This window comes from Streptomyces lunalinharesii (assembly GCF_039532155.1).
GTDB lineage: Bacteria > Actinomycetota > Actinomycetes > Streptomycetales > Streptomycetaceae > Streptomyces > Streptomyces lunalinharesii.
In genome coordinates, this window is the sequence record NZ_BAAARK010000003.1 from 430,529 (window position 1) to 443,230 (window position 12,702).

At 69.7% G+C, this 12,702-nt stretch carries 11 protein-coding genes; 9 read left to right on the top strand and 2 right to left on the bottom strand.

Translation table 11 applies throughout. The features are described from left to right. Positions 1–132 precede the first annotated feature (132 nt). The 6 genes from eccD to ABD385_RS07870 all read left to right on the top strand — a co-directional run bounded on the left by eccD (position 133) and on the right by ABD385_RS07870 (position 7,208). Complete coding sequence (gene eccD, locus ABD385_RS07845) at positions 133–1,596, top strand: type VII secretion integral membrane protein EccD (protein ID WP_344574275.1); 1,464 nt, start codon at positions 133–135, stop codon at positions 1,594–1,596. 155 nt (positions 1,597–1,751) lie between these two features. Next, entirely contained in the window at positions 1,752–2,039 is a 288-nt protein-coding gene (gene rpsO / locus ABD385_RS07850; protein ID WP_344574276.1) for a 30S ribosomal protein S15, read from the top strand. Between the two features lie 295 nt (positions 2,040–2,334). Beyond that, positions 2,335–4,557: a polyribonucleotide nucleotidyltransferase gene (locus tag ABD385_RS07855; RefSeq protein WP_344574277.1), complete on the top strand. Its 2,223-nt coding sequence runs from the start codon at positions 2,335–2,337 to the stop codon at positions 4,555–4,557. Next, complete coding sequence (locus ABD385_RS07860; protein ID WP_344574278.1) at positions 4,554–5,933, top strand: M16 family metallopeptidase; 1,380 nt, start codon at positions 4,554–4,556, stop codon at positions 5,931–5,933. The genes ABD385_RS07855 and ABD385_RS07860 overlap by 4 nt, the downstream gene beginning before the upstream one ends. A gap of 46 nt (positions 5,934–5,979) precedes the next feature. After that, positions 5,980–6,732 carry a 4-hydroxy-tetrahydrodipicolinate reductase gene (dapB, locus tag ABD385_RS07865; protein WP_344574279.1) on the top strand — a complete coding sequence of 251 codons (753 nt, stop codon included), beginning with the start codon at positions 5,980–5,982 and terminating at the stop codon, positions 6,730–6,732. Positions 6,733–6,737: 5 nt separating this feature from the next. Beyond that, positions 6,738–7,208 carry a tetratricopeptide repeat protein gene (locus tag ABD385_RS07870; RefSeq protein WP_344574280.1) on the top strand — a complete coding sequence of 157 codons (471 nt, stop codon included), beginning with the start codon at positions 6,738–6,740 and terminating at the stop codon, positions 7,206–7,208. A gap of 67 nt (positions 7,209–7,275) precedes the next feature. Here the strand turns inward: ABD385_RS07870 and ABD385_RS07875 are convergent, their stop codons facing one another. Both ABD385_RS07875 and ABD385_RS07880 read right to left on the bottom strand, forming a co-directional pair. After that, complete coding sequence (locus ABD385_RS07875; protein ID WP_344574281.1) at positions 7,276–7,833, bottom strand: PH domain-containing protein; 558 nt, start codon at positions 7,831–7,833, stop codon at positions 7,276–7,278. Between the two features lie 117 nt (positions 7,834–7,950). Continuing rightward, the gene (locus ABD385_RS07880) at positions 7,951–8,190 is read right to left on the bottom strand and encodes a hypothetical protein (RefSeq protein ID WP_344574282.1); all 240 of its coding nucleotides are present in this window, start codon (positions 8,188–8,190) and stop codon (positions 7,951–7,953) included. A gap of 242 nt (positions 8,191–8,432) precedes the next feature. Here ABD385_RS07880 and thyX point away from each other — a divergent pair, with 242 nt between their 5' ends. The 3 genes from thyX to ABD385_RS07895 all read left to right on the top strand — a co-directional run bounded on the left by thyX (position 8,433) and on the right by ABD385_RS07895 (position 12,096). Next, positions 8,433–9,179, top strand: a complete 747-nt coding sequence (gene thyX, locus ABD385_RS07885) for an FAD-dependent thymidylate synthase (RefSeq protein ID WP_344574283.1) — start codon at positions 8,433–8,435, stop codon at positions 9,177–9,179. A 216-nt stretch (positions 9,180–9,395) separates the two neighbouring features. Next, entirely contained in the window at positions 9,396–10,295 is a 900-nt protein-coding gene (gene dapA / locus ABD385_RS07890; protein WP_344574284.1) for a 4-hydroxy-tetrahydrodipicolinate synthase, read from the top strand. 115 nt (positions 10,296–10,410) lie between these two features. Further along, the gene (locus ABD385_RS07895; protein ID WP_344574285.1) at positions 10,411–12,096 is read left to right on the top strand and encodes a ribonuclease J; all 1,686 of its coding nucleotides are present in this window, start codon (positions 10,411–10,413) and stop codon (positions 12,094–12,096) included. Positions 12,097–12,702 lie beyond the last annotated feature (606 nt).

Consider the following 12,702-nt stretch of genomic DNA (forward strand, 5'->3'; position numbering starts at 1 on the left):
GGGTGGGTGGGGCAAGGCCCCGATCGGACGGTACGCTGACGCCCCGCGAGCGCGCCACAGCCCTGTACGGGCGGCCCTATATATAGGGCGCGCGACGCGACAAAACGCCCAACGGATAGGGGGAACCGCCAGGTGAGCACGAGCACTGGCACCGGCTTTTGCCGGGTGACGGTCGCCGCGCCGGATGCACGGATCGACGTGGCACTGCCGGAGGACGTTGCCCTCGTCGATATCTATCCGGAGATCCTGCGGCTCTCCGGGCAGTCCCAGACAGAGGGCGCCCCGACCGGCTACCACCTCGTACGTCGCGACGGCACGGTGCTCGACGCCGGTCAGTCGCTGGCCCAGCAGCAGATCCTCGACGGCGACCTGCTCCTGTTGAAGCCGTTCGCCGAGTCGCTGCCGCTGCCGGTGTTCGACGACGTCTCGGACGCCATCGCCTCGGCGGTCAAGCAGAACCGCAGCCGCTGGAGCGACGACCTGATGCGCGTCGTCGGCCTCAGCGCCGGCGTGCTGCTCCTGGTGATGATGGCGTTCGCGCTGTGGTTCTCGAACCCGGTCAACCGCGACATGCACCGGCTCCCCGGCATCATCGCCGGCGTGGTCGGCGTCGTCCTGGTGGCGCTGTCCGGCGTCCGCGCCCGCGTCTACGACGACCACGCCTCCTCGATCGCCCTGGGGCTGGCGTCGCTGCCGCACCTGCTCATCGCAGGCTCCGGCATCTTCCCCGTCGACCCCGGCCACGGCCCGGGACGACTGCACCTGCTCGTCGGCTGCGTGACCGTCCTGATCGCCTCGGTGCTCCTGGTGGTCATGCTGCCCCGCGGTGACGCGCCCTTCGTCGCGGCCGCCTTCCTCTCCGCCATCGGCACCCTCGCGGTCTTCGCCGCGATCCTCACCGACGCCGCCCCGCGCGAGGTCGCCGCGGTCACCGCCGTCGTCTCCATCGCCTTCGTCGCCTGGCTGCCGAGCCTCTCCGCCCGGTTCGCCCGGCTGCCCATCGGCTACCGCTCGCCCGACCAGATCGCCAAGGGCGCCCTAGAGAGCGGCTCCGAGACCGAGTCGGTCGACTTCGTGAAGATCGGAAACCAGGCCAAGCGCGGCCACGAACTCCTGCTCGGCCTGGTCGCCGGCTGCTCCGCCCTGGTCGTCGGCTCCGCCGGCATCGTCCTCGGCTTCTCCGACAACGTCTGGGCCCAGGTCCTGGCCATGGCCGCCGGCATCGCGATCATGCTGCGCGCCCGGCTCTTCGACTACACCGCCCAGGTCGCCTGCCTGACCATCGCCGGCATCTTCACCATCGTGCTGCTCATCCTGGGCATCGCGCTGCACCCGCCGGTCGACATCTTCGTCACCCTGGAGCGCTTCCAGGACGCCGGCCCGCTGAACGTCCGCACCGTCTGGTTCTCCGCCAGCATCGCGGTGGGCGCGGCGATCCTCGTCGGCGTCGGCCTGGTCGTCCCGAAGAAGGGCGTCACCCCCTTCTGGGGCCGGATCTTCGACGTCTTCGACGGCCTGGTCCTGCTGTCCCTGGTGCCGCTGTGCCTGGCGGTGCTCGACGTGTACAACACCGTGCGCGGCCTCACCAGCAGCTAGCCCGGCGCCCTCCGCACGCGGGACGGCCCCCCGACCACCCGGTCGGGGGGCCGCCTTGCTGCTGGTACGCTGTCCGACGGTCCACTCGAGTCATCCAAGATTCCCTGTGCTGCAAATCCAGGGACGCTCACGGACCGCAACCCCAAGGAGTACGCGTGTCGCTCGACGCCGCTACGAAGAAGCAGATCATGGCCGAGTTCGGTACCAAGGAGGGCGACACCGGCTCCCCCGAGGTCCAGGTCGCCATGCTCTCGCGCCGCATCTCGGACCTGACCGAGCACCTCAAGATGCACAAGCACGACCACCACTCCCGCCGTGGTCTGCTGCTGCTCGTCGGCCAGCGCCGCCGCCTGCTGCAGTACCTGGCGAAGAAGGACATCACGCGCTTCCGCGCGCTGGTCGAGCGCCTGGGCATCCGCCGCGGCGCGGCGGGCGCCAAGTAAGACGCCGTAAAGGGAGCGGTTCCCACCGGGGGCCGCTCCCTTTGCCGTACGCACCGGACGGCCGTCCCACCGCGCGATGGACGGAAGCTTTGTAGTCTGGTGGCATATCGCAAAAGCGAACGCGGTAGAGCGCCCTCTGGCCGCCGGTCCTCGGTAGTGGCCCCCGGACGGCCCATGGGACACCCCATGCGGCAGGACTCCGGGTGCTTCGATCGAAGACCGGCCCGCACCGGCGCTCCACCGCAGACGGTCCGCTGCCACACGGGCAGCGGACGCAGACGAGGAGATATTCCTGGTGGAGAACGAGACCCACTACGCCGAGGCCGTCATCGACAACGGTTCCTTCGGCACCCGCACCATTCGCTTCGAGACGGGCCGCCTGGCCAAGCAGGCCGCCGGCTCCGCCGTGGCGTACCTGGACGACGACACCATGGTGCTGTCGGCCACCACCGCTTCCAAGAACCCGAAGGACCAGCTGGACTTCTTCCCGCTGACCGTCGACGTCGAGGAGCGGATGTACGCGGCCGGGAAGATCCCCGGCTCCTTCTTCCGCCGTGAGGGCCGCCCCAGCGAGGACGCGATCCTCACCTGCCGCCTGATCGACCGGCCGCTGCGCCCCTCCTTCAAGAAGGGCCTGCGCAACGAGATCCAGATCGTCGAGACGGTCATGGCGCTCAACCCCGACCACCTCTACGACGTGGTCGCGATCAACGCCGCCTCCTGCTCCACGCAGCTGGCCGGCCTGCCCTTCTCCGGCCCGATCGGCGGCACCCGCGTCGCCCTGATCAACGGCCAGTGGGTTGCCTTCCCGACCCACTCCGAGCTCGAGAACGCCGTCTTCGACATGGTCGTGGCCGGCCGGGTGCTGCCCGACGGCGACGTCGCCATCATGATGGTCGAGGCCGAGGCCACCGAGAAGACCATCGAGCTGGTCAAGGGTGGCGCCGAGGCCCCGACCGAAGAGGTCGTCGCCGCCGGCCTGGAGGCCGCCAAGCCCTTCATCAAGGTCCTGTGCAAGGCGCAGGCGGACCTCGCCGCGAAGGCCGCCAAGCCGACCGGCGAGTTCCCGGTCTTCCTCGAGTACCAGGACGACGTCCTGGAGGCGCTGACCAAGGCCGTCAAGGACGAGCTCACGCGGGCGCTCACCATCGCCGGCAAGCAGGACCGCGAGGCCGAGCTGGACCGCGTCAAGGGTCTGGCCGCCGAGAAGCTGCTCCCCGAGTTCGAGGGCCGCGAGAAGGAGATCTCCGCCGCGTACCGTTCGCTGACCAAGACCCTGGTCCGCGAGCGCGTCATCAAGGAGAAGAAGCGCATCGACGGCCGCGGCGTGACGGACATCCGCACGCTCGCCGCCGAGGTCGAGGCGATCCCGCGGGTGCACGGTTCCGCGCTGTTCGAGCGTGGCGAGACCCAGATCCTGGGCGTCACCACCCTCAACATGCTCCGCATGGAGCAGCAGCTGGACACCCTCTCCCCGGTGACCCGCAAGCGCTACATGCACAACTACAACTTCCCGCCGTACTCCGTCGGTGAGACCGGCCGCGTGGGCTCCCCCAAGCGCCGCGAGATCGGCCACGGTGCGCTCGCCGAGCGCGCCATCGCGCCGGTGCTGCCGACGCGCGAGGAGTTCCCCTACGCGATCCGTCAGGTCTCCGAGGCGCTGGGCTCCAACGGCTCGACGTCCATGGGCTCGGTCTGCGCCTCCACGATGTCGCTGCTCAACGCCGGTGTGCCGCTCAAGGCCCCGGTCGCCGGCATCGCCATGGGTCTGATCTCCCAGGAGATCGACGGCCAGACCCACTACGTCGCCCTCACCGACATCCTCGGTGCGGAGGACGCGTTCGGCGACATGGACTTCAAGGTCGCCGGCACCAAGCAGTTCGTCACCGCGCTCCAGCTCGACACCAAGCTCGACGGCATCCCCGCCTCGGTCCTGGCCGCCGCGCTGAAGCAGGCCCGCGACGCGCGGCTGCACATCCTCGACGTGATGAACGAGGCCATCGACGTCCCGGACGAGATGTCCCCGAACGCGCCGCGGATCATCACCGTCAAGATCCCGGTGGACAAGATCGGTGAGGTCATCGGCCCCAAGGGCAAGATGATCAACCAGATCCAGGAGGACACCGGCGCCGACATCACGATCGAGGACGACGGCACCATCTACATCGGTGCCGCCGACGGCCCGGCCGCCGAGGCCGCCCGCGCCACGATCAACGGCATCGCCAACCCGACCATGCCGGAGGTCGGCGAGCGCTACCTGGGCACCGTCGTCAAGACGACCACCTTCGGTGCGTTCGTGTCCCTGCTCCCGGGCAAGGACGGTCTGCTGCACATCTCGCAGATCCGCAAGCTGGCCGGCGGCAAGCGCGTCGAGAACGTCGAGGACGTGCTCGGCGTGGGCGCCAAGGTCCAGGTCGAGATCGCCGAGATCGACCAGCGCGGCAAGCTCTCCCTGATCCCCGTGATCGAGGGCGAGGACGCCGAGGACGACGACACGAAGGACGACGCCGCCAAGTGACGTCCCGCACGCACGCGACGACGGCCCGCACCTCCTCGGAGGGGCGGGCCGTCGCCCGTACCCAAACGCTTCTGCAGGGCGCCGCGGGCGCCGGCACGGTCCGCCGCACCACGCTCCCCGGCGGGCTGCGCGTGGTCACCGAGACGCTGCCCACCGTCCGCTCCGTCACCTTCGGGATCTGGGCGCACGTCGGCTCCCGCGACGAGACCCCGTCCCTGAACGGTGCCACCCACTACCTGGAACACCTGCTCTTCAAGGGCACCCAGCGACGCTCCGCGCTGGACATCTCCGCGGCCGTCGACGCCGTCGGCGGCGAGATGAACGCCTTCACGGCCAAGGAGTACACCTGCTACTACGCGCGGGTGCTCGACACCGACCTGCCGCTCGCCATCGACGTGGTGTGCGACATGCTCACGGGCTCGCTGATCGAGAGCGAGGACGTCGACGCCGAGCGCGGGGTGATCCTCGAAGAGATCGCGATGACCGAGGACGACCCGGGCGACTGCGTGCACGACCTGTTCGCGCACACCATGCTCGGCGACACCCCGTTGGGCCGCCCGGTCCTGGGCACCGTCGACACCGTCAACGCGCTCTCCGCCGACCGCATCCGCCGCTTCTACAAGAAGCACTACGACCCCACCCACCTGGTCGTCACCGCCGCCGGCAACGTCGACCACGCCAAGGTCGTCCGGCTGGTGCGCCGCGCCTTCGAGCAGGCCGGTGCGCTGGACCGCACGGATGCCGCCCCGATCGCGCCGCGCGCCGGCCGCCGCGCCATCCGCACCGCCGGCCAGGTCGAACTCCTGGGCCGCAAGACCGAGCAGGCGCACGTCGTCCTCGGCATGCCCGGCATGTCCCGCAACGACGACCGGCGCTGGGCGATGGGCGTGCTCAACACCGCCCTGGGCGGCGGGATGAGTTCGCGCCTGTTCCAGGAGGTCCGCGAGAAGCGTGGCCTGGCGTACAGCGTGTACTCCTTCACCTCGGGCTTCGCCGACTGCGGACTCTTCGGCGTCTACGCCGGCTGCCGGCCCAACCAGGTGCACGACGTCCTCAAGATCTGCCGCGACGAACTCGACACGGTGGCGGCCGAGGGCCTCACCGACGACGAGATCCGGCGCGCGATCGGCCAGTTGCGCGGTTCCACGGTCCTCGGCCTGGAGGACACCGGCGCGCTGATGCACCGGCTCGGCAAGAGCGAACTGTGCTGGGGCGAGCACATGTCGGTGGACGAGGTGCTGGCCCGGATATCGGCGGTGACCCCGGACGAGGTCCGCGCGGTGGCCCGTGATGTCCTGGGCGCACGCCCCTCGCTGTCCGTCATCGGCCCCCTGAAGGACCGGCAGGCGGCCCGCCTGGAGGACGTCGTCGCCTAGGCGACGGCATCAGCGGGCGTCCCACCACGAGAGAGAGCGGAAAACGATGAGCAAGCTGCGCGTGGCCGTCCTGGGAGCCAAGGGGCGCATCGGCTCCGAGGCCGTCCGGGCCGTCGAGGCCGCCGACGACATGGAGCTGGTCGCGGCCCTCGGCCGCGGCGACGAGCTGCAGACGCTGGTCGAGGCCGGCGCCCAGGTCGTGGTGGAACTCACCACCCCCGACGCGGTGATGGACAACCTCGACTTCTGCCTGCGGCACGGCATCCACGGTGTGGTCGGCACGACCGGCTGGACCGAGGACCGCCTCGCGCAGCTGCGTGGCTGGCTCGACGCCGCCCCCGGCGCGGGCGTGCTGATCGCCCCGAACTTCTCCCTCGGCGCGGTGCTGACCATGCGGTTCGCACAGCAGGCGGCCCGTTTCTTCGAGTCCGCCGAGATTGTCGAGCTGCACCACCCCAACAAGGCGGACGCCCCGTCCGGGACGGCCGCCCGCACCGCCCGGCTGATCGCCGAGGCCCGCGCGCAGGCCGGCTGCCCGCCGCAGCCGGACGCCACCACGACCGCACTGGACGGCGCCCGCGGCGCGGACGTGGACGGCGTCCCGGTGCACTCGGTGCGGCTGCGGGGCCTGCTGGCCCACCAGGAGGTGCTGCTCGGCGGGGTGGGCGAGACCCTCACCATCCGCCACGACTCGCTGCACCACAGCAGCTTCATGCCGGGCATCCTGCTCGGCGTGCGGCGCGTGGTGTCCGCCCCGGGCCTGACGGTGGGCCTGGAGAACTTCCTCGATCTGGACTGACGACCATGGGCGGAAAGATCACGTACTTCTTCCTCGCCACCGTGCTGGTGCTGGTCTTCGGCGTGGTGGCGATGGAGGGCGTACTGCTGCTGCTGACCGGGGAGCCGGCGGCGATGGGCATGGGCGCGGTGGCCTTCGTCCTGCCGTTCCTGGGCGGCTGGTTCCTGTGGGCCAACACCCGCTTCGCCCGCGACGCGAACCGGCTGGCCGGCGAGCTGGCGGCGGAGGGCGGCCTGCCGGTCGACGACCTCGCGCGCACCCCCGGCGGTCGCGTCGACCGGGAGGCGGCCGACGCCGTCTTCGCCCGGCGGCAGGCCGAGACCGAGGAGGCGCCCGGCGACTGGCGCACCTGGTTCCGGCTCGCCGTCGCCTACCGCGACGCCCGGGACACCCCGCGCGCCCGCAAGGCCATGCAGCGCGCCATCGCCCTGCACGACGGCAGGCCGGTCCCCGGCGAGCCGGCCCGCACCGGCTGACGACCCGCGAACGCCGAACGCCCGGTTCCGTACGGAAGCACCGTACGGAACCGGGCGTTCGGCCTTGTCAGGGGCGGTGGTACTCCGTCGCCCACGCCTCCAGCGCGTCGGCGGCCCGCTCGAACGTCTCGGAGCGGCCCAGGAAGTCCCCGTTGCGGTCGCTGAGCAGCGTCCGCAACGGTGCGCCCTGCACCCGTTCGACGCGCAGCGCCTGGCCCTGGACCGTCCGCGGCAGACCCAGCCAGCGCACCGGCTGCTGGACCGTGCGGACCGCGGCGACCGCGGACCACGGCAGGGTGGTGGTGCGGAGCAGGTTCACCTGCCGCAGGCCCCGGGCGCTCACCCAGACCCCCACCCGCACCAGGCGCAGCGCCAGCGCGATCACCAGCACCGCGACCACGGCGCAGATCACGGCCCCGACCGGCGACCCGGCCAGCGCGATGATCAGCGCGGAGAGCAGGACGAACGAGGCGAGCAGCAGCAACACCGCCGCCGCCCCCACCCGCCACGGTCCGGGGCGGTAGGGACGGCGCCAGTGTTCGGGGTCATGGTCCGGCGGGGGAAAGGGTTCCGCGCGGCCGTCGGCCTGGAGGGCGCGGTCGGCCGTCAGGAAGGGCAGGGGCACGGCTGGTCCTCACTCGGGGCTGGTCAGCACGGAATCGCATGCCGACGGAAGCTGTGAGCGGTGAGGCTATCGGGACCGGCGGAGCGGAACCACCCGGTGGCCCGCTCCGCCGCCGAATCAGCGGTGCGCAGCCTCGGACTGGTGCACCCCGGTCGAACCGGAGGTGTCCTGCTGGAGGGCCGGCAGGCCGAACAGCAGGGCGCCCGACAGGCCGCCCACCACGGTGAGTGTGATCAGCGACTGGCCGAAGAACTGCGCGCGCGAACGGCGCGGGCGCGGCGGGGGAGTGATATTGCTGCGGAACCGGTCTGCCTCGGCAACGAAGGCGAACGGGACGGGCTCTCGCCGGCGGAACATGAGGGGGCTCTCCTAGGAACCTCGTAGTGGGCACTGTCACAGGTAGAGACGACTGAGGCGTCCGTTTGGTGCCCGTTTTCCGTTACTTCTGTGAAAAATATCAACCGCCGCCCACTGGCGCGCAGGCGGGGTATGCCTTTTTCCGCTTTGTCCGCTAACGCCGCATCAGAAGGCATTTCCCTGGCTGTCAGTGGCGGGCCGTAGGCTGGACGCGCACGAGGAACGAACGGAAGGAACCGCCGGTGTCCCACACCCCCGACAGCGCCGAGAGCGCACCCGTCAGCTTTCGCAGCGAGGTGACGGTCGAGCTGGTCAAGCACAGCGCAGCGGACAGCGACGTGCTCTGGGCAGCCCGGGTCTCGACGGCCGGCGAGCAGTCACTGGAGGAGCTCCAGAAGGACCCGGAGCGCTCCAAGGGCCTGATCAACTACCTGATGCGGGACCGGCACGGCAGCCCGTTCGAGCACAACTCCATGACGTTCTTCGTCAGCGCGCCGATCTTCGTCTTCCGCGAGTTCATGCGGCACCGCGTCGGGTGGTCGTACAACGAGGAGTCCGGCCGCTACCGCCAGCTGGACCCGGTCTTCTACGTCCCCGGCGAGTCCCGCAAGCTCGTCCAGCAGGGCCGCCCCGGGAAGTACGAGTTCGTCGAGGGCAGCTCCGCGCAGCACGAACTCACCGGCCGCGTCATGGAGGACTCCTACCGCCAGGCGTACGCCGCCTACCAGGAGATGCTCGCCGCCGGCGTGGCCCGCGAGGTCGCCCGCTCGGTGCTCCCGGTCGGCCTCTTCTCCTCGATGTACGCCACCTGCAACGCCCGGTCCCTGATGCACTTCCTCGGCCTGCGCACGCAGCACGAGCAGGCGAAGGTCCCCTCCTTCCCGCAGCGCGAGATCGAGATGGTCGGCGAGCAGATGGAGGCCCACTGGGCCACCCTCATGCCCCTCACCCACGCCGCCTTCAACGCGAACGGCCGTATCGCCCCGTAGCGCGCCGGCTCCGCACGGTGCGGCCCGCCCGACGGGCCGCGCCCCGGGCAGCGGGATACCCGTCCGAACTGTCCGGATTGCGGCGCTTTGAGAAGTTCATCTACGCTGAACGAACGGACCCGGCACTGCTTGAACCCCCGAGCAGGCAGTGCCGGAGTCCACATCCCTACTCCCCAGAGGCACACCCGACGGCGCCCTACGAGTAGCGTGGGACCCATGGCTCCGACTTCCACACCGCAGACCCCCTTCGGGCGGGTACTGACCGCCATGGTCACGCCGTTCACGGCGGATGGCGCACTCGACCTCGACGGCGCGCAGCGGCTCGCCGCACACCTGGTGGACGCCGGCAACGACGGCCTTGTCGTCAACGGCACCACCGGCGAGTCCCCGACCACCAGTGATGCGGAGAAAGCCCAGCTGGTCCGCGCCGTGGTCGAAGCCGTCGGCGACCGTGCCTTCGTCGTCGCCGGAGCCGGCACCAACGACACCCGTCACAGCCTGGAACTGGCCCGCGCCGCGCAGGACGCCGGAGCGCACGGCCTGCTCGCGGTGACGCCGTACTACAGCAAGCCCCCGCAGGAGGGCCTGCTGCGTCACTTCACCGCCATCGCGGACGCCACCGACCTCCCGGTGATGCTCTACGACATCCCCGGTCGCAGCGGCGTCCCGATCAACACCGAGACCATGGTCCGGCTCGCCGAGCACCCGCGGATCGTGGCCAACAAGGACGCCAAGGGCGACCTCGGCCGTGCCAGCTGGGCCATCGCCCGCTCCGGCCTCGCCTGGTACAGCGGTGACGACATGCTCAACCTCCCGCTGCTCTCGGTCGGCGCGGTCGGCTTCGTCTCGGTCGTCGGCCATGTCGTCACCCCGGAGCTGCGCGCCCTCCTCGACGCCCACCTCACCGGTGACGTCGCCAAGGCGGCGGAGATCCACCAGAAGCTGCTGCCCGTCTTCACCGGCATGTTCCGCACTCAGGGCGTGATCACGACCAAGGCCGCCCTCGACCTCCAGGGCCTGCCCAGCGGCCCGCTGCGGCTGCCCCTGGTCGACCTCTCGCCCGAGGAGACCGAGCAGCTCAAGCGCGATCTCGCCGCCGGCGGGGTACAGCTGTAGAACACAGACTTCACAACTGCATATGGACCACACAACCGCCACATAGCAAGTGCACGAATGTCATGCGCGCCACGTGCCTCGACGGCAGCGTGGCGCGCATGGTGAGGAGAGTCTTTTGAGTCATCCGCATCCTGAACTCGGCGCCCCGCCGAAGCTGCCCAAGGGCGGCCTGCGCATCACCCCCCTCGGTGGCCTGGGTGAGATCGGCCGCAACATGACGGTCTTCGAGTACGGCGGCCGGTTGCTGATCGTCGACTGCGGAGTGCTCTTCCCCGAGGAGGAGCAGCCCGGAATCGACCTGATCCTGCCGGACTTCACGTCCATCAGGGATCGCCTAGACGACATCGACGGCATCGTGCTCACGCACGGCCACGAGGACCACATCGGCGGCGTCCCCTACCTCCTCCGGGAGAAGCCGGACATCCCGCTGATCGGCTCCAAGCTGACCTTGGCCCTCATCGAGGCCAAGCTCCAGGAGCACCGGATCCGCCCGTACACGCTGGAGGTCGCCGAGGGCGACCGCGAGCGCCTGGGCCCCTTCGAGTGCCAGTTCGTCGCCGTCAACCACTCCATCCCCGACGCCCTCGCGGTCGCCATCCGCACCCCGGCGGGCATGGTCGTGCACACCGGCGACTTCAAGATGGACCAGCTCCCGCTGGACCGCCGGCTGACCGACCTCCCGGCGTTCGCCAAGCTCGGCGAGGAGGGTATCGACCTCCTGCTGTCCGACTCCACGAACGCCGAGGTCCCGGGCTTCGTCCCGCCGGAGCGCGACATCTCCAACGTGCTGCGCCAGGTCTTCGCCAGCGCCGACAAGCGGATCATCGTCGCCAGCTTCGCCAGCCACGTGCACCGCATCCAGCAGATCCTCGACGCGGCCCACGAGTACGGCCGCCGGGTCGCCTTCGTCGGCCGCTCGATGGTCCGCAACATGGGCATCGCCCGTGAACTCGGCTACCTCAAGGTCCCCGCGGGCCTCGTCGTCGACGTCAAGACCCTCGACGACCTGCCGGACGACGAAGTGGTGCTGGTCTGCACGGGCTCCCAGGGCGAGCCGATGGCCGCCCTGTCCCGGATGGCCAACCGCGACCACCAGATCCGCATCGTCCAGGGCGACACGGTCATCCTGGCCTCGTCGCTCATCCCCGGTAACGAGAACGCGGTCTACCGAGTGATCAACGGCCTCAGCCGTTGGGGCGCGAACGTGGTCCACAAGGGCAACGCCAAGGTCCACGTCTCGGGCCACGCCTCGGCCGGCGAGCTGCTGTACTTCTACAACATCTGCAAGCCGAAGAACCTCATGCCGGTGCACGGCGAATGGCGCCACCTGCGCGCCAACGCCGAGCTGGGCGCGCTGACGGGCATCCCCAAGGACCGCATCGTCATCGCCGAGGACGGCGTCGTCGTCGACCTGGTCAACGGCATCGCCAGGATCGCCGGAAAGGTCCAGGCCGGCTACGTGTACGTCGACGGCCTCTCGGTCGGTGACGTCACCGAGGCACACCTCAAGGATCGCCGCATCCTGGGCGACGAAGGCATCATCTCGGTCTTCGTGGTCGTCGACAGCAGTACCGGCAAGACCGTCGGCGGACCCAACGTCCACGCCCGCGGCTCCGGCATCGACGACTCGGCGTTCGACGGCGTCATCCCCAAGATCGACGAGGCGCTGTCCAAGGCGGCCCAGGACGGTGTCGCCGAACCCCATCAGCTCCAGCAGCTGATCCGCCGCGCGGTCGGCAAGTGGGTGTCCGACCACTACCGTCGCCGCCCGATGATCCTCCCCGTGGTCGTCGAGGTCTGACGGACGGACCGTCCGACGGTCCTCAAGTAGGAGCGGGGCGCCAGGATTTGCATCCGGGCGCCCCGCTCCAGTACGTTTACGGCTCCGCCAGAACGGGAAGCACCGCGCACCATGTGCGCGCAAGGCTCCCCAGGGGTGCGGAATTCCGACTCAGATCACTCTGTTAAAGTCGGAACAGCCGAAAGGCAAACCATCCCGACAAGAATTCGGAACCGAATTCGAGCCGGTTGCGCCTCATCGAGGAGCAGGCCGGACACGAAAAAGGATCTGATAAAGTCGGAAAGGTCGAGGAGCGAAAGCGAATCGGCCGGACCCCGCTCCAGCAGGGGGCCAGAGACGGAAACGGATCTGGTAAGGTTGGAACCGCGAGAAAGCCGAAAGGCCGGATCGCACCGGCGAAAGTCAGGGCCGAAAGGATCTGATAGAGTCGGAAACGCAAGACCGAAGGGAAGCGCCCGGAGAGCCTGGTGAAACAGGCACAAAGGAAGCGTCCGTTCCTTGAGAACTCAACAGCGTGCCAAAAGTCAACGCCAGATATGTTGATACCCCGTCTCCATCATGGAGATGAGGTTCCTTTGAAAAGTCCTCCCAATAGCTTGGGAGGCG